General features: G+C 62.5%; 15 protein-coding genes and 2 tRNA genes. 8 read left to right on the forward strand and 9 right to left on the reverse strand.

Going from position 1 to position 17,129, the window contains the following annotated elements; all coding sequences use genetic code 11:
• Window positions 1-486: 486 nt before the first annotated feature.
• Window positions 487-561: transfer RNA gene (locus ACP154_RS00695), tRNA-Gln, on the reverse strand.
• A 152-nt stretch (window positions 562-713) separates the two neighbouring features.
• Here ACP154_RS00695 and ACP154_RS00700 point away from each other — a divergent pair.
• Together ACP154_RS00700 and ACP154_RS00705 are read left to right on the forward strand one after the other, a co-directional pair.
• Window positions 714-790: transfer RNA gene (locus ACP154_RS00700), tRNA-Pro, on the forward strand.
• Between the two features lie 206 nt (window positions 791-996).
• Entirely contained in the window at window positions 997-2,787 is a 1,791-nt protein-coding gene (locus ACP154_RS00705) for a S49 family peptidase (RefSeq protein ID WP_421857775.1), read from the forward strand.
• Here ACP154_RS00705 and ACP154_RS00710 read toward each other — a convergent pair.
• Entirely contained in the window at window positions 2,784-4,145 is a 1,362-nt protein-coding gene (locus ACP154_RS00710; protein WP_421857772.1) for a DUF3667 domain-containing protein, read from the reverse strand. The genes ACP154_RS00705 and ACP154_RS00710 overlap by 4 nt on opposite strands.
• 24 nt (window positions 4,146-4,169) lie before the next feature.
• Window positions 4,170-5,789 (reverse strand): peptide ABC transporter substrate-binding protein, encoded by a 1,620-nt coding sequence (locus tag ACP154_RS00715; RefSeq protein ID WP_421857770.1) that lies wholly within the window; start codon window positions 5,787-5,789, stop codon window positions 4,170-4,172.
• 198 nt (window positions 5,790-5,987) lie between these two features.
• Here ACP154_RS00715 and ACP154_RS00720 point away from each other — a divergent pair, with 198 nt between their 5' ends.
• The gene (locus ACP154_RS00720; protein ID WP_421857767.1) at window positions 5,988-6,605 is read left to right on the forward strand and encodes a hypothetical protein; all 618 of its coding nucleotides are present in this window, start codon (window positions 5,988-5,990) and stop codon (window positions 6,603-6,605) included.
• A 68-nt stretch (window positions 6,606-6,673) separates the two neighbouring features.
• On the opposite strand, the gene ACP154_RS00725 is transcribed toward ACP154_RS00720, so the two are convergent.
• From ACP154_RS00725 to ACP154_RS00735, 3 genes are all read right to left on the reverse strand, one after another.
• The gene (locus ACP154_RS00725) at window positions 6,674-7,579 is read right to left on the reverse strand and encodes an ABC transporter permease subunit (protein WP_107711217.1); all 906 of its coding nucleotides are present in this window, start codon (window positions 7,577-7,579) and stop codon (window positions 6,674-6,676) included.
• Complete coding sequence (locus ACP154_RS00730) at window positions 7,579-8,511, reverse strand: ABC transporter permease subunit (RefSeq protein WP_107711218.1); 933 nt, start codon at window positions 8,509-8,511, stop codon at window positions 7,579-7,581. The genes ACP154_RS00725 and ACP154_RS00730 overlap by 1 nt, the downstream gene beginning before the upstream one ends.
• 131 nt (window positions 8,512-8,642) lie before the next feature.
• Entirely contained in the window at window positions 8,643-8,855 is a 213-nt protein-coding gene (locus ACP154_RS00735) for a hypothetical protein (protein WP_421857762.1), read from the reverse strand.
• 122 nt (window positions 8,856-8,977) lie between these two features.
• On the opposite strand from ACP154_RS00735, the gene ACP154_RS00740 reads away from it, so the two are divergent.
• A complete protein-coding gene (locus tag ACP154_RS00740; protein WP_421857759.1) occupies window positions 8,978-9,913 on the forward strand; it encodes a hypothetical protein in 936 nt (311 codons plus the stop codon).
• A complete protein-coding gene (locus ACP154_RS00745) occupies window positions 9,910-10,809 on the forward strand; it encodes an MBL fold metallo-hydrolase (RefSeq protein WP_421857757.1) in 900 nt (299 codons plus the stop codon). The genes ACP154_RS00740 and ACP154_RS00745 overlap by 4 nt, the downstream gene beginning before the upstream one ends.
• Window positions 10,810-10,821: 12 nt before the next feature.
• Here the strand turns inward: ACP154_RS00745 and ACP154_RS00750 are convergent, their stop codons facing one another.
• Together ACP154_RS00750 and pdxH are read right to left on the reverse strand one after the other, a co-directional pair.
• The gene (locus tag ACP154_RS00750; protein ID WP_421857754.1) at window positions 10,822-11,643 is read right to left on the reverse strand and encodes a DUF1499 domain-containing protein; all 822 of its coding nucleotides are present in this window, start codon (window positions 11,641-11,643) and stop codon (window positions 10,822-10,824) included.
• 63 nt (window positions 11,644-11,706) lie between these two features.
• Window positions 11,707-12,375 carry a pyridoxamine 5'-phosphate oxidase gene (gene pdxH, locus ACP154_RS00755; RefSeq protein ID WP_421857752.1) on the reverse strand — a complete coding sequence of 223 codons (669 nt, stop codon included), beginning with the start codon at window positions 12,373-12,375 and terminating at the stop codon, window positions 11,707-11,709.
• Between the two features lie 103 nt (window positions 12,376-12,478).
• On the opposite strand from pdxH, the gene ACP154_RS00760 reads away from it, so the two are divergent.
• Both ACP154_RS00760 and aroC read left to right on the forward strand, forming a co-directional pair.
• Window positions 12,479-13,072 carry a DnaJ domain-containing protein gene (locus ACP154_RS00760; protein ID WP_421857749.1) on the forward strand — a complete coding sequence of 198 codons (594 nt, stop codon included), beginning with the start codon at window positions 12,479-12,481 and terminating at the stop codon, window positions 13,070-13,072.
• A 61-nt stretch (window positions 13,073-13,133) separates the two neighbouring features.
• The gene (aroC, locus tag ACP154_RS00765; protein WP_421857746.1) at window positions 13,134-14,276 is read left to right on the forward strand and encodes a chorismate synthase; all 1,143 of its coding nucleotides are present in this window, start codon (window positions 13,134-13,136) and stop codon (window positions 14,274-14,276) included.
• 57 nt (window positions 14,277-14,333) lie between these two features.
• Here the strand turns inward: aroC and ACP154_RS00770 are convergent, their stop codons facing one another.
• Window positions 14,334-15,605 carry a class I SAM-dependent RNA methyltransferase gene (locus tag ACP154_RS00770; protein WP_421857743.1) on the reverse strand — a complete coding sequence of 424 codons (1,272 nt, stop codon included), beginning with the start codon at window positions 15,603-15,605 and terminating at the stop codon, window positions 14,334-14,336.
• A 164-nt stretch (window positions 15,606-15,769) separates the two neighbouring features.
• Here ACP154_RS00770 and ACP154_RS00775 point away from each other — a divergent pair, with 164 nt between their 5' ends.
• On the forward strand, window positions 15,770-16,897 hold the full coding sequence (locus ACP154_RS00775; protein ID WP_421857740.1) for a hypothetical protein: 1,128 nt from the start codon (window positions 15,770-15,772) through the stop codon (window positions 16,895-16,897).
• The last annotated feature ends 232 nt before the right edge of the window (window positions 16,898-17,129 follow it).

Consider the following 17,129-nt stretch of genomic DNA (forward strand, 5'->3'; position numbering starts at 1 on the left):
CGCGACGGTATCGGCCCCCCAAAAACACAAATACCGCGGCGCACCGCGCGATGACCCTTGATCGACAAGGGCCAATAATAAGTAAACGAGACCGACATCAGCGATGTCGCCCTCACCTTGTTACGCGGCGTGGTCCGCCGTCTCTATAGTTTGGACGAACGCTAGCACCGGCTGAGTTGGCCGATCAACCGCTCAAACACGACCCATGCCCTCTCGGGCGGGTCTGAGCTACGCTTCTAACGCTCAGGCATCATCGTTTTAAGACGACGCCACACATTACCGCATCTTCAGAAATAGCCTGTGAATCAAGGGCGATTTAGCATCGGCGCCGGGCCGCTGCGCCATTTTGTAGACGCGTCTGAAACGCTTTCGCCATTAACTGCAATTGATCGCATCACAGCCGTTAAGAGCCCGCGCGTGGCGCCAAGGCCACGCCGTATCACGCCGAATGTGCGAGTTATACTTACATATCTGGTATGAGAAGTATGGCTGGGGCGCCAGGATTCGAACCTGGGAATGGCGGTACCAAAAACCGCTGCCTTACCACTTGGCGACGCCCCAACCGGGTGACCACTCGGGTCACGGGCCGCGGTAATTAGCCCGGCCCGACGCAGGATGCAACGCCCTGTGCTGTACTTTCGACAGCTGTATTCCAGCTGTGAAGATGTCATTGCCTTTTTCAGGCCCTTCGGTCTATAAGCCCGCCCTCGGTTCGGAGTATAGCTCAGCCTGGTAGAGCACTGTCTTCGGGAGGCAGGGGTCGCAGGTTCAAATCCTGCTACTCCGACCAGTTATTCCCGCCCTGTTTACAGGACATGCGCGCCCTCCAGCCGGAAGGCGCGTTTTTGTTTGCGCCGAGCGCCTTTGAGTCGCTTCCCCGCCACACTCAAGCGCGAACCGGCCCCGCACATAAAACCAGATATCGACCTGCCCCGCCCGCCGCCTTAAGACATTGTTAGGGTTCAAGGGGGTGCGCGGCGACGCTGCGCGATGCGGATGAAACAATTCTGGCTATCATTTTTCGGGTCCATCGCGGGCGTGATCGCTGGCGCAGTGCTGTGCGTGGTGTTTTTGATCTTCCTGATCGGCGGCCTGATCGGCGCGGCTCTTGAGTCCGCCGGCCCGTCAGACGCTCCCGCCCTGCCGGGATCCGCCATGGTGCTGGAGCTTGATCTTAGAACGCCGCGCCTGGACCAACCCTCAGCCTCTCCGTTCGCCTTCGCCGAACCGCTTTCCATTGTAGAGCTGTCCCGGGCGCTGGACCGCGCCCGCACGGATTCGCGCGTGGCCGCCGTTTTCGTACGGGCCAACACAGTCAGCCTACCCGCAGCCCAGGCTGAACAGCTTCATACCTTGCTGGCGCGCGTGTCCGAAGCCGGCAAACCCGTGATCGCCCACGCCCAGGGGTTTGAAGGCGGGTCGGTGCTGCCCTACTTCGCCGTCGGCGGCGCGGACGAGATCTGGATGCAGGACAGCGCCAGCTTCACCGCCGTGGGCCTCAGCGTAGAAACCCTGTTTCTGGGCGGATTGTTCGAACAGTTCGGCGTCCAGCCGCAATTCGTCCAGTTCCATGAATTCAAGAACGCTGCCGACACCCTGACCCAGACCGGCTACACCGAGGCTCATCGCGAAGCCACCCTCAGCTGGCTGGACTCGATCCATGACACGGCGCTCACCGCCATCGCCCGCGCACGCGGCGCAGACCCCGCGCGCTTGCGCGAGCTTGTCGAGGCGGGGCCCTATTCTGCGGAGCAGGCGCTCGATCTGGGCCTGGTGGACCGGTTGGGACATGTGGCCGCCGCACGCCAGAGTGTGCTGGAGCGCGCCGGCCCCAATGCGCGACTTGTCGACATCGCGCTCTATCACAGACAACCCGCCAGTCCGGCCCCGGCGCAAACACCGGTCATCGCCCTGATTGAAGCGCAGGGCGGCATCATCACCGGCGCATCCGACAACGGGCTGGGCGGGCCGGTCATCGGCGGCGACACGCTGGCTGACGCCATTGACGCAGCCGCCAGCGACACCGCTGTCCGCGCCATCATTTTGCGCATTGATTCACCTGGCGGGTCGGCGATCGCCTCCGACCAGATCTGGGATGCGGTGATGCGGGCGCGTCAGGCGGGCAAGCCTGTAATCGCCTCCATGGGGGCGACCGCAGCGTCGGGCGGCTATTACATCGCCGCCCCGGCTGACCGGATCATCGCCCAGGCCACAACCCTGACCGGCTCGATCGGCATGTATGGCGGCAAGCTGGTGGCCGATGAGGCCCTCAGCCGATTGGGGCTCAATCTTGATCCGCTGTATGTGGGCGGCGAATTCACGCTGGCCCAGTCGCCCGCCCAGTCCTGGTCCGAGACACAAGCCGCCGATTACGCCCGGCTGGCCGAAGATGTGTATGAGGACTTCACTCTGAAAGTGTCCGAAGGCCGCGACATGCCTCTGGCGCGCATCCAGCAGATCGCTCGCGGCCGGATCTGGACCGGCGCGCAAGCGCTGGAGCTGGGGCTGGTGGACGAGCTGGGCGGGTTTGACGCCGCCCTCGCCTCGGCGCGGGCCCTGGCGGGGCTGAGCGAGAGCCAGCGCATCCGATTGCAGCGGTATCCGGCCCGTCCTGACGGTCTTGAAGCCTTGCAGGCGCTGTTCGGGGTCAGCCTGGACACGGTGCAAAGCGCGCAGGCGCTGAACCAACTGCTGCACAGTCCACAAGCGCAGGCGCTGTTACGCCAGCAGGCGCGGTTGCAGGCGCAGGGCGCGGAGCTGACCGCGCCGACGGAAACGCCGCGCTAGCCGATAATCGCCCCAAGCAAGAAGACGGCGAACACACCCAGAAGCAGGACTACGCCATAGAGGCTGGTCAGGGTGAAGGTGCGCATGACGGACTGGAAGCGGCCGCGCTCATAGACCACGCGGTGCAGCTTGTAGAGATAGAGGTTTGAATAGATCACCATGGCGAAGACCGCCCAGCCCGGCCCGATCAGCAAAGCGGCCTTGCTGAGGATCGCCATGGCCAGAAAGAGGGCCGCATGGAAATGCAGCGATACGATCATGTGATCGTAAAGGAAAAAGCCTCGTCGCCAGACATAGACGAGCCCCAATAACAGGGCGTAGACCGGCACCATCACGAACATCACCCGCGGAATCCAGTCCGCAGCGGATTCAAGCCAGTCGCTCGGGTCTTCCGCCACATGGGCGAAACGCTGGCCGAGATATCGCCTCACTTGCACCGGCCAGATGGTGTCCGGCGCCGCTTCGCCGAAATCCTCCGGCACGAAGAAGCGCTCGATCCGCTGGCCGTTCACGCTCAGCTCCAGCGGATTGGCGCCCGCCTCTGAGGTGTCAGTCGCCCCCTCGGCGCCTGACCTCGGCGTGTCGAGCTGGGCGAGCTTTTCCGCAACGCTCAATCCGACAGGATCGGGCTGCGGCAGTACAAAGTCCGCGTCCGGGATCTTGTCTGGCGCCGCTTCGATCTGGTCTCCCCCCGGGGTTTTAAGGCCTAAAGGCGACAGAAAGCGGATCTCCGTGTTTCCGGATGTGCCTCCCCCGCCTGTCGGCAGGCCCAGCATGTCGAACGTGCTCAGAGCGATGAGCGCGTCTTCCTCGCTCATTTCCCCCGCCTCAACCTGCGATTCTATGCGAGCGCGCACATCATCAATCTCGCGCGCTGCATCGGCATAAGAGCCGGCGTTGTTCCAGCCTTCACGCATGTCGCTCGTGGCCTGATCCAGGCCAGAATTGAGGGGGACGAGCAGAAAAAAGATGAGGGAGGCGATAATATACAGGCGGAAGGGCGGCATATACCGCATCCGCTTGCCCTTGAGGAAAGCCCGCGTCACCCGGCCTGGAAACAGCAGCAGCGCCGGTATCGTGCGCGCCACGCGACCATCCAGGGCCATCAAGCCTTCAATTATTTCGGTAAAAAGACCATGGACCGGGCGATGGTACTCATCGTCCACTTGCCCGCACATATGGCAGACCGGGCCCTTGAGCCTGGTCTCGCAATTTGCGCAGACGCCTTCGGGCGTGTCCGCGCGGAGCGCAGCGGGACGAGAGGGACGGCGGCGAGCCGATCCTCGGCCCGCCGCAACACCCAATGCGATGGCGTGGTCGTCGACGACTTGCGCCGACGGATCGAAATTCTCGCTCACACCTCGCCTCGTCCCTGCCCGCGATTAGCCCGCGTCAGCCTTGCACAGATAACGCGTGCGGTGGATGTGGGACAGGTTGTCTTCCCAACCGGTCACGTCCGGGCTCACAAGCGCCTTGTTCACGTAATAGACGATGGGCATGTACGGACTGTCGTCCAGCAGGATCTGCTCTGCGTCCGACAACAGATCGCCGCGTTGGTCTTCGTCCAGCGTGCGGTTGGCCTGTTCAACCAGCGCGTCGAATTCGGGATTGGACCAGCGCGAATAGTTCATGGGCACAGAATCCGTCTCACCCAGGAACAGGAAGTTGTAAGCGTCGTTGTAATCGCCGATCCAGCCGCCATCGCCGAGGCTGAAATCGCCCGCCCGCAAGTTTGCGTAATGGATCTGGGTCTCGATGCCGACGATTTCGGCCTGGACCCAGTCGGCGATCAGCGACCAGTCCTGCTGAACCACCGGCGCTACGCGCGGGTTGTCGCCCGTGGTGCGGTGGGCGTATTCAAACCGCAAGGGGTTGTCCGGGCCATAGCCCGCCTCGATCAGCAACTCACGCGCCATCTCGCGGCGCTCTTCCACCGGGGTGTCTTCCCAGCTGATGCGCGCGTCGCCAGGATAGGCGTTCACGCCCGGCGGCACAAAGCTGTAGGCCGGGATCTGGCCGGCGCGCAGAATGTCATTGGCGATGAACTCGCGGTCCACGGCCATCGACAGGGCGTTGCGCACGCGCGGATCATCGAACGGCGCTTCGGTGGTGTTGAAGGCGAAATAGATGATGCCGAGATAGGGGTGCACCCGCACATAGTCGGGGATCTCACGGCGCAGGAAGTCGAGATTCTGGCCGGCGAAATCAACGTTCAGGTCCAGCTCGCCATTGCGCACCCGGCGCTCGGCGGCGGGATTGTCCACGGTGGGGTAATAGAACACTTCGTCGACGCAGACATTTTCATTGTCCCAGAACAACGCGTTGCGTTCAGACAGGACGAAATCGTTCGCGCGCCAGTTCACCAATGTGTACGGCCCGTTCGTCACTATGTTCTGCGGCTGGACCCAGGCGTCGCCATATTGCTCAACCACATGCTTTGGCACAGGAAAAGTGGTGTAATGGGTCAGCAGGCCCGGCAAGTACGGGGCGGGGAATTCCAGATCGATGCGCAGGGTTTGCGCGTCGATCGCGGTGACGCCCAGCTCTTCAGGCGCCAACTCGCCGGCATTGACCTGACGCGCATTGCGGATCGGATACAGAAGCGAGGCATAGTTCGCCAGGGTCGCCGGATCCAGAATGCGGCGGAAGGCGAATTCGAAATCTTCCGCCGTCACCGGTTCCCCATCACTCCACACCGCTTCGCGCAGGGTGAAGGTCCAGCTAAGGCCGTCTTCGCTGACGCTCCAATCGGTCGCCATGCCCGGAATGGGCTCGGCCGCCGCGTTCTCGGTGAACAGACCGATGAACATGTCGCCGATGATGTTGTTTTCCCAGGTGCCCGAGGCTTTGTGCGGATCCAGCGTCAGCGGCTCGGCGCCGTTGCCTCGATGAAAGACCACACCGTCACTATCAGCGCTGTCGCCGCCGCCCCCGCATGCTGTCAGCGCCAGCGCCGAAGCGCCAGCCACGAGAAGAAGGCTCAGTCGTCGAGTGATTGTCATTATGATCAGGCTCCCCAGTGATCGGTTGTCGCGTCTGTCTGCTATGTGTGGCGTCGCTCACCATCATCTCTCATAAACGATGGCGAGCCTACCTGCTTAACCCGGATAATTCACCGGGTGATGAAAGCGTTATGGTTGACCTGAACTTAATTTCCTAGGGAAATGGGTGAGAATTCAAGTGAAAATCGGACGTATGACATGCAACTGAGATCCCTTGCCGCTGCAATAGCGGTGTTGGCGGCGAGCGCGCCCGCCCTGGCGCAGGAGGCGCATAGTGAGTCAGATACGCTCAATCGTTTGCTGGCCTGCCGCGCTCTGAGCGATGACGCGGCCCGTCTGGCCTGTCAGGACGAACATCTGAACACCTTTGCGCAAGCGACACAGACAGGTCGAATCGTGGTGGTCGAGCGCCGCGCCTTGCGCGAAGTGGAGCGCGAGAGTTTCGGGCTGAACCTGCCAAGCGTCGGACGTCTGGGCGGTCTGTTGCGCCGGGGCGATTCTGACGAGTCGAACGCAGTGGCTGAAGTCGAGACGCTCGAGGACGGCTCCACCGCCACGTATAACGCCAGAGGATCGCTGGACAGCCTTGTGGGCGTTCCGGTGTCGGAGGTCGCCATGCGGGGCGGCAAGCTGCGCGTCACGCTCGCAAACGGTCAGGTCTGGGCCCAGACCGATTCCACGCGCTTGCCGCGCATTTCCAGCCGCGCTGTGCGAGAGGGTTTGACCGCGGACATCGAAAGCGGCCTGCTCGGCGCCCACTTCATGAGCCTGAGCAATAACGAACGGCGCCGGTTTCGCGCCGAACGCGTGCAATAAGTCGGACAACTGGCAAAGAAAAAGCGGCGCTGAATAGCGCCGCTTTTTTGTGTCCGCCTTGAAAGGCCTTACCGGTCTTTCGGATCGATGGCGTCCCGCAAGCCGTCGCCGATGAAGTTGAAGCAGAACAGGGTCAGCATCATGGTCAGCGCCGGGAAGATCAGCGTCCAGGGCGCGATCTCCATGTCGCGCGCACCGTTGGAGATCAGATTGCCGAGCGAGGTCAGCGGCTCTTGCACGCCAAGGCCCAGGAAGCTCAAAAAGCTTTCCGCCAGGATCACCACCGGAATGGTCAGCGTCACATACACCACCACCGGCCCCAGCACATTCGGCACGATATGGCGGCGGATGATCGAGAGTTGCGACACGCCGGCGGCGTGAGCGGCCTCAACAAATTCCATATTCTTCAGCGAGATCGTCTGGCCGCGCACGATACGCGCCATGGTCAGCCATTCCACAGCCCCGATGGCGACAAAGATCAAGATGATGTTCCGGCCAAACACCACCATCAGGATGATCACGAAGAAGATGAAGGGCAGCGAATAAAGCACATCCACGACCCGCATCATCAGCTGATCGATCCGACCGCCCAGAAAGCCGGCCACTGCGCCCCAGGTCACCCCGATGATCAGGGAGACGAAGGTCGCCACGACGCCCACCATCAACGACATGCGCAAGCCCACCAGGACCCGCGCGAACAGGTCACGGCCCTGGGCGTCCGTTCCGAAAATGTGCAGGTCAGTGAGGGTCGGCGCGATCTGCACCTTGTCGCGATAGATGAAGGTGCTGTCATGCACCCACAAGAACGGGCCGATCAGGGCCAGAAAAACCAGTAAACCCAGCACGACCAGGCTCGCCACGGCGGCCTTGTTGCGCAACAGGCGCGTGCGCGCATCATCCCAGAGTGAGCGGCCTTTCACGGCGCTCTGCTCCATGAGCTCGGCTTTTTCTTGTGGCGTGGAGGTGAGAACCATCAGTCGAACTTCACTTTAGGATTGAGCACGGCGTACAGCAGATCCGCGACCAGGTTGAGCGCGATGATGAGGCCAGCGTACAGGATCACCACGCCCATCACGACGGTGTAGTCGCGCTGAAGCGCTGCAAAGACGAACTGCCGTCCGACGCCCGGCAGGGAAAAGACCTGCTCGATCACGATAGAGCCCGTCAGCAGGGCGGCGGTGGCCGGCCCCAGATAGCTGACCAGCGGCAAGATGGCGGCGCGCAGAGCGTGACGGCTTATCACGGAGAACGGGCTCAGCCCCTTGGCGCGGGCGGTGCGGATGAAGTTGGAGCGGATCACTTCGATCATGCTCGCCCGCATAAGGCGCGAAATGATGGCGATCTGCGGCAGGGCCAGGGTGATCACCGGCAAGATCATGCGTTCGACCGTCATGCCGTGTCGCGGATCAAGCCCCCCTGAGGGTAACCAGCCCAGATAAATCCCGATCACCAGCGCCAGAATCGGCCCCACCACAAAGGGCGGAATGACAATCCCCACTGTGGCGAACCCAACCACCCCGTAATCGACAGCCGTATTTTGCCTGAGCGCGGCGATCGATCCCAACAGGGTGCCGATAAAGACCGCCAATCCCATGGACAAGAGACCCACAGTCGCAGACACCGGGAAACCTTCAGCGATAATCTGAGACACGGTCTTGTCGCGGAATTTCAGCGACGGGCCGAGATCGAATTGCGCCAGGTCGACCAGATAGTCGAGATATTGCTTGGGCACCGGCTGGTCCATGCCGTAGCTCGCCAGCAGATTCTGGCGAGTCTGCTCCGGCATGGGACGTTCCAGATCGAACGGTCCGCCCGGTGCGAAACGCATCATGAAAAACGCCAGCGTGATGATCACCAGCAGTGTGGGGATCGCGACGAGTATGCGGCGGGCGATATAACCGATCATGGGGCGCTTTTTGACATCTGTATGAAGACCGCTTTGTGAGGGTTACACAGTACAGGATCAAGGACGACCCGCAGTGAGCCCCAAATTGGACGCAAATTCAACAAGTTCTAGGTGCTTTGTCCCAAAATGGGTCAGTCTTTGTCCGGACTTTGAGCGCGTTCAGCGTGCATCTCAGAGGAGATATCCACAACCGCATGAACCGGAGATGAGCGCTGCATGACAGTCTGCGACTGCGTTTGCGAAGCACTCAGGCCCGCTTTCAGACACCCGATCAGCACCGCCGCCATCAGCAGCAATCTGAGACGTCGGCTGACAAAGACGCTGGCCGCGTTCAATCGAGACATGACGCTCCCCATACTGGCGTACACGAATGTGTGACGCAAAAAGCGCGCCGCTGTGATCGAGCGTGAATTGCGCCAGACCGACGGGCAGGTATCGTGTAACCGTATCGAGGATGGGCAGAGCAATGACGACGACCGCGTGGTGGCGCGATTTCCAGCTTGAGGGCAATGTGGTGCAGGTTCGCAAGACCGGCGCCCGCATCCCCATTGATTTGGCGATCGTGACCGAAACCCTGTCCTGGATGGGCTTTCACGCGCGTATCGAATTGGAACGGCGGCGCATCACGGCTGACGGACCGCGTATCTGGTTCACGCCCGATCGGCCGCGGCCCTGGTATCTGATCTGGCCGGTGGTTCAGCTCGCGGGGCTGAGAATCGCGGACAAGCCTGAAGACGCCGACCTTCAGTTCCATTTTGAAGACCTCACAACAGTCTCTCCGGCCCGCGAGAGCGCTGGCCTGCACCTCAACGCCGCCTGCGCCGACACGTCCAAATCCGAAGTCGCACGCGTCTTTGAACGGGTCAGCGGCCGGGCGCTGGCGGTCGATCCGCAAACCTGGACGGCTGAAATGGTCGCCAAGTCCGAGCTGAACGGCGCCCATGACGGCCGGTGTCTGACCGGCCCGGTCACTCCTGAAGCCGGGATCGCCTATCAGCGTCTGATTGATAACAGCGCCGATGACGGCTGCGTCGAGGATTTGCGCTGCCCGACCGTGAATGGCGAACTCAGCGTGGTGTTCTTAAAGCGCCGCCCCCTCGCCGACCGGTTCGCCAATCATAATACGCAAGTGCGTCTGCTCGACCCCGATACCGTCTTCAGCGCCGAGGAGCGCGCCCTGATACGTCAGTTCTGCCAAGCCATGGCGCTCGACTGGGGCGGGCTGGACGTGCTGCGCGATCGCCGGACGGGCGAGATCTGGATCGTGGATGTGAACAAGACCGATATGGGGCCGCCGATCGCCCTGCCCCTGAAAGACCAGATGACTGCGACCCGCAAACTGGCCCATGCCTTGCGCGCCTATGTGGACGCCCGCCTGACCCCTGTGGAGACTTCGTCATGAGCGCCATCCCCTTTGTCCGCGAATTTGACTTTGAATATGGACGCTGCGACCGGATGAGCCCTCGCATTCGCCGGGTGATCGCGCCCAATCCGGGCAATTTCACCTTCACGGGCACCGGCGTCTTTATCATCGGTACGGGCGAAGTGGCGGTGCTGGATCCCGGACCCGCCATGCCCGAGCATGAAGCAGCGCTCGACGCCGCGCTCGACGGTGAACGGGTCAGCCATGTCCTCGTCACCCATCACCATCTCGACCATTCCCCCCTCGCCCATACGCTGGCGAAGAAACATGGCTGTCAGGTCTATGGCCGCATGCCGCGCGTGACCGAGCCCGAAGGCGGCGAGGTGCGCATGGAGGCCGGCGATGATCTGGGCTTTCAGCCCGATGTTCAGATCGAGGACGGCGCCACATTTGAGGGTCCCGACTGGACGCTGACTGCGCTTCATACGCCCGGCCATACCTCCAACCATGTGTGCTATGCGCTGGGCGAAGAGAACGCCCTGTTCTCCGGCGACCATGTGATGGGCTGGTCCACCTCAGTGGTCAGCCCGCCCGACGGATCGATGCGAGATTATCTGGCGCAGCTCAAACGCGTTCAGGCGATGAAGTTTGAGACAATCTGGCCCACCCACGGCCCCCAGATCACCGATCCGCAGCCCTTTTTGGACGCCTATATCGCCCACCGTGAAAACCGCGAAGCGCAAGTGCTGGCTCAACTTCAGAACGGTCAGGATACGATCAAGGCGATGGTCGCGGTGATGTACGCGGATGTGGACAAGCGCCTGCATCCCGCCGCCGCGCATTCTGTGCTGGCGCACATGATTCATCTGGTGGAACAAGGCAAGGCGGTCTGCGAAGGCGCTCCCGGGCTCGACACCCGCTACAGCCTCGCCTGAGCCCCTTGGCGCTTAAGCGCCTTCGCCCAGCGACGCACGCAAGCGCTCTTCAAACCGGCTGAGGCGCGCGGCGTTGGCGCCCAGATCAGAAACGCCGACCCGGCTGACCGAGCGTGCGTCTATGCGCGACCCGCCCTCGTCCAGGGCCGTCACCCGCACCACCACATCATCCTTGAAGCCATACCAGAACGTGGTGTCGGTCGCCTCAAACAGGCCTGCACTTTCAGACTCCGTCCCTATTCTCCAGCCCATATCCCGGGCGGTGTTGAGCGCTGCCTGATAGGCAAGCTCGGGATCGACGCTCACAATGATGGGCTGGATGTCGGGATAGGCTTCGGCCTGGACCTCCGGAAGCGGACGTTCGGAGCGCGGATCAATCTTGGATGCGTAATCGACCGAATTGGCGTCCGGCCCACGCCGGTCGATCAGAGCGGCGGAGAATTGCGGCGGGTTCTGGGTATCCGTGCTGATATCGTGGATGGGCGGGATCTGGCCCGCCATTTCGCGCACTGACGCGGCATAGCCCAATCCGCCAGCGCCGACCGCGATCGCCAGCACGGCTGCGATCCAACCGCCTGCGCCCGGCGCATTGGCTTTGCCGAAGGCGATACGATAGGCGATGAGCAGGATCAGACTGACAACGCCCGCCCCCAGCGCGGCGAACAACAAGGTGGGACCCCAGCCGAAGGTCATCTGGATCAGGCCGAACGAGTAATCCCAAAGGCCGAACCGGGTCCCAAAACCCGCCGCGGCGAACCAGAGCGGGGTCAGTATGGCCAGCGCCGCCGTCAGGCCGATCACAATATGCCGAAGTGTGCGGAATGCCGAAATCATGACCAAGCCCCAATCGCCCTGAGAGAAGACACCCGTGCAGTGTAAGCCGGGTGCGTTGCAGTTTTAAGGATAGAGTCGGCTCACCGACCAGCTTTCGCTCGCCTGTGGCCGTTCGAACACCATCCTGTCATGCAGGCGGAAAGCGCGGTCTCGCCAGAATTCGATGCGATGGGGCTGAAGGCGGAAGCCTGTCCAGTTCTTGGGCCGTGGAATGTCGCCGATATTGAACTTGGCGGCATACTGGGCGACCCGCTTTTCCAGCGCGAACCGGCTTTCCAGTTCATGGGATTGTTTGGACGCCCAGGCGCCGATGCGGCTGTCACGGGCGCGCGAGTTGAAATACGCGTCCGCCTCTTCATCGCTGACCTGAGAAATCGGCCCGCGCACGCGCACCTGACGGCGCAGGCTCTTCCAGTGAAAGCACATCGCCGCGTTGGGGTTGGCCCCAAGCTGCAAGCCCTTGATGCTGTCCGTGTTGGTGTAAAAAACAAAGCCGCGCGCATCGAACCCCTTCAACAACACCATGCGCACATCCGGCGCGCCGTCCGCGTCCGCCGTGGCCAAAGCGACGGCGTTCGGGTCATTGGGTTCTTTCTTCTTCGCGTCTTCAAGCCAGTGCTCGAACAGAGCGAAGGGATCCTCACGCGCGAAGATGTCTTCGGGCGGGTTGGCTTCGGACTTTTCATAGTCTTGCTGGCTGGGGCTGGGCGGAATGACGGACTTGTCGCTCATAAGGCGTCTCCAGATGGCCCCGACGGGCTTTGAGACCTCTCACCTAGTCAGCTTCGGAGCCAGGTCAACGATTCGACAATAAAACCCGTGTAATATGACAAGTATGAGTGAACCGCATGAAGCGATAGTCAAGGCGTACAAGGTTTTTGGCCTTGATGGCGACGAGGATTTCTCCGTCGTCCGTGACCGCTTTCGCGACACCATCAAGGAGGTTCACCCCGACACCGCCAAGGATAATGATCCCAAGACGGTCGCCAAACTCCAGCGCATGCTGAAGGCGTATGAAGTGCTGCGCCGCTTTGCGCCGCGCCGTCATGACATCGTCATTACGCCAGAAGAAGCGCGGAAGGGCGGCATTCGCACCATCAAGATCCATGATCGCGAAGCAATGATCCGCATTCCCGTCGCCGTAAAGAACGGCACGGTTGTCGTGCCGATCGGCGACCCCCTCTGGCGGGTTCACATCAAGGTTCAGGACGTGATGGTCAACGCCGACCTCAACCAGCAAGGTGAAGCTGAACTCAAGCGCCTGGCGGCGATGAAGAAGAAGTTTGAAGACACCAAGGTCGAGGACGCTCAGGCCGACGCCGACGCACACACCAATCTTTTGAAGGCGTTCTGTGACCGTTTCGTCAAAGCCTCGCCTGCCGCGCGTTTCGCCAAATGGGTGCGCGGCGGCGGCAGCAACGCCGCGTGACGCCAGCGCCAAGCGCGCTTAAACTGCTGGGCTTGTAACGGTTCCTGCCTGGCGTTTTTCCATGTCTCATAATTCCTTCGGTCATCTGTTCCGCTTCACGAGCTGGGGTGAAAGCCACGGCCTTGCGCTGGGCTGCGTCATTGACGGCTGCCCCGCCGGGATCCCCTTGACCGAAGCTGACATCCAGCCCTGGCTGGATCTTAGAAAGCCTGGCACTTCGCGTCATGTGACCCAGCGGCGCGAAGCGGATGAAGTGAAAATCCTCTCCGGCGTGTTTGAAGACGAGCGCACGCACGGTCAGGTCACCACCGGGGCGCCGATCTCGCTGATGATCGAGAATACCGATCAGCGCTCCAAGGATTACTCCGACATCCGCGATACATGGCGGCCCGGTCACGCCGATTACACCTATGACGCCAAATACGGCGTGCGCGATTATCGCGGCGGCGGGCGCTCCTCAGCGCGGGAAACCGCCGCCCGCGTCGCCGCCGGCGCTGTGGCGCGCAAGGTGCTGGGCGATGACATCAATATCCGCGCCGCGTTGGTCCAGATCGGGGCGCGCAGGATCGATCGGTCTCGCTGGGACTGGGATCAGGTGCGCGAGAACGATTTCTTCTGCCCCGACGCCGAAACCGCCAAGCTCTGGGAAGCGGATATGGACCAGATCCGCAAGGATGGCAGCTCGGTCGGCGCCCTGATCGAAGTGGTGTGCTCAAACGTGCCGGCAGGCTGGGGCGCGCCGGTCTATGGCAAGCTGGATGCCGATATGGCGAGCGCCATGATGTCGATCAACGCCGCCAAAGCCGTCGAGATCGGATCCGGGCTCGAAGCCGCCGCCATGCGCGGCGAAGACGCAGCGGACCAGATGCGTCTGGGTCCCGACGGTCAGCCTGAATTTCTGAGCAATAATAATGGCGGGGTTCTGGGCGGCATTTCCACCGGTCAGGATGTGGTGATCCGCGTGGCGATCAAGCCCACCTCCTCGATCCGCATTCCGCGCCAGACGCTCAATAAAGACCTTGAGGAAACCGAAGTCGTCACCAAGGGCCGCCATGATCCGTGCGTCGGCATTCGCGGCGTCCCCGTAGCCGAAGCCATGGCCGCCCTGGTGCTCGCCGATCACAAACTGCGTGCGGCTGCTTATCGGTCAAACCTTGAAACCCCGGCCAAGCGCAGCGCCGAGCCGGGGCCTCCATCAGGATAGGGCGCTGTTCGCAGACAGAGTTCCCGGGTCTTCGCGATGCTCGCCCGGGAATTCAGCTTATCTACGCCGAAACACGGCCACGGACTCCACATGGCCGGTCCATTTGAACTGGTCGACCGGGGTGACCGGGCCCATCCGATAGCCGCCTTCAATCAAAATCGCCGCATCGCGGGCGAAGGTGGAGGGGTTGCAAGAGATCGAAACGATCACAGGCACCTGACTGTCTGACAGCCGTTCGGCCTGGGCCTTGGCGCCTGCACGCGGCGGATCCATGACGACCAGCGAAAAGCCTTCCAGCTCTTTGGGGGTGATCGGCTCCAGCGCCAGATCGCGCACCCGCGCATCCACGGGCTTCAGCCCCGGCGTGCGCTGGGCGGCGCGTTGCAGAGCGCGCAGCAACCCGCTATCGCCTTCCACCGCCAGCACCGGCATGGTCCGCGCCAGACGCAGGGCGAAAGCGCCGGCGCCCGCAAACAAGTCCGCCGCCTTGAACGGCCCCTTGCCTTCAAGGCTCTGGACCGCTTCATCCACCAGCCCCGCCAGCACGGCCTCACCCTCGGCGGTGGCTTGCAAGAAGCCGCCCGGGGACGGGGTGACTTTTGTGTCGCCGAATTTCACGACCGGCGGCGCAAACTCGATCAGCGGATCATCGCCAATGGTGACGCGGGTCCAGTTATACTGGCCCGCCAGCTCTGCGCCCGCTTCGCGCAGAGCCAGACTGATCGTCTTCACCCCGTGCACGGAGATGTCGAGGCCGGGCTGGCAATCCAGCGCATGAATATCGATGCGCCCTTTTTTGGGCGTCGCCACTTCGGCCAGCTTTCGAAGACCCGGAATGGAGGCGCGCAGCCCCGGCGTCGCCACCGGGCAATCATTGATGTCGGCGATCTTGTCGCCTGCGCGCTCGGCGAAGCCCACCACCAGCTTGGCGCCAAAGCGTTGCGCATGCAGGGTCAAACGACGACGGCCTTCGCCATGGGCGTCCACCAGCGTGCGCACCTCGGCCTGAACGTCGGCTTTGTGAAGCGCGTCCACAACGAGATGGCGTTTCCAGCTGCGATAGGCGCTCTCTTCAAAGTGCTGCAAGGAACACCCGCCGCAGCGTTCAGCCACCGGACAGAACGGGTCGACCCGGTCCGGGCTGTGCGTCAGACGTTCGAGCACACGGCCGCGCTGGCCCTGAACTTCAACTTTCGCCGCTTCGCCGGCCAGCAATCCCGGCGTAAAGACAGGGCCGTCCATCACGGCGTCTCCGCGCGCGCCGAGGCTCTCCGCAATCAGGGTTTCAACGTGGACGGGTTTGGGGGCGTGTGTGCGACGTCTGTTCATATCCCAGCCAATGCCGGGCGCAGGCTGCGCGGTCAAGCGCGCAGAGCAAGACAAGCGCTGGCGACTTTTCTGACAACGCCGTTCATGTCCCGCTCAGCTTGTGGCTTTTAAGGTTTGTTTACAGATCGGGGAAACCCGCCGCCGCAAAGGAAAGGGCCCAGCTCATGCGCCTGAAAACCCTCGCCGCTTCATGCCTGTTGTCGACCGCCATCGTGGCGCCGGGCCTGCTTCTCGCGCCCTCCGCCTATGCCGCGGACGCCGTTGTCACCAGCTTTGAGCAAGAACGCCAGGAACGCCGAGAGGCGCGCCAGGAACGCCGCCGCGAAGCCCGTGGTGATCGACGTGAACAACGCCGCGAAGCCCGTGGTGATCGTGGGGAGCGCCGAGAAGGCGCCCGCGGAGGTCGCGGCGGCAATCGCGAAGAAGGCCGTCAGGAACGCCGTCGCGAAGCTCGACGGGAAGAGCGACGCGAAGAGCGTCGGGAAGCCCGTCGCGAGGATCGGCGCGAAGAGCGGCGTGAGGCGCGACGCGAAGACCGTCGGGACGCCCGCCGTGAGGCCCGAAGAGAAGACAGACGTGAAGCTCGCCGTGAAGTCCGGCGCGAAATACGGCAAGACGCCCGTCGTGAGGCCCGCCGGGAAGCACGGCGTGAATACCGACGCGACGTGCGCCGCGAGGCGCGCCGGGAGTATCGCCGGGAGGTCCGTCGTGAGGCGCGCCGGGATTATCGTCGCGACCAGCGCCGCTATTACAATCACGACCGCCGCGGTCATTACCGCTACACCCCGCCGCCGCGCCGGGTCGTGCATTACTCCGTCCATCACCGTCCGTCCTATGGCCGGAACTGGCGCTATCATGACCGCTATCGTCATTATAACAGCCACCAATTCTATTATACCGACCAGTTCTGCCGCACCGATGGCGATGCGCTGATCGCCGGCGCCCTCATCGGCGCGCTGTTTGGCGGCGCTCTGGGAGACGGGGATGGCGGCGCCTATCTGGCGGGTGGTCTGATCGGCGCAGGTCTTGGCGCATCGCTGAATGACTGCGACCGCGGCCAGTATCGCTATGGCCTGCACTCCGCCTTCGTCACTGATCAACCCTATTACTGGGCCAACCCCTATTCCGGCGTGCGCGGCGTGGTCCGCGCCGGCGATTACCATCGCTGGGGTCCGCGTCAGTGTCGTTGGGGGGATGCTGAAATCTTCCTGCCCAACGGACAGATCTCATACGATCGCGTCCGCATGTGCCAGGACAGCTATGGCCGGTGGGAGGTGGCGCGCCGCCAGTAACCGCGCTTATGATTTCGCGTTCAAGCACACTCTCTCGCGCCTGAACGCTGTTTCGACCGGTCGCTCTAACCGGGTCGGGGCGCCTGGATCCTGTGGGGACGGGATCCGGGGACAGGAACGGGTCCGCCATGGCTTTATGGCGGGCCCGTTTTGTCATCCGAGGGCTGTTTTCCCTTTATGAACAATAAACCAAGCCCGTTCATCTAGCGCTCATGGCGGAGCGTGTAGGGTG

The sequence above is a fragment of the Oceanicaulis sp. genome (assembly GCF_965249665.1).
Taxonomy (GTDB): Bacteria; Pseudomonadota; Alphaproteobacteria; order Caulobacterales; family Maricaulaceae; genus Oceanicaulis.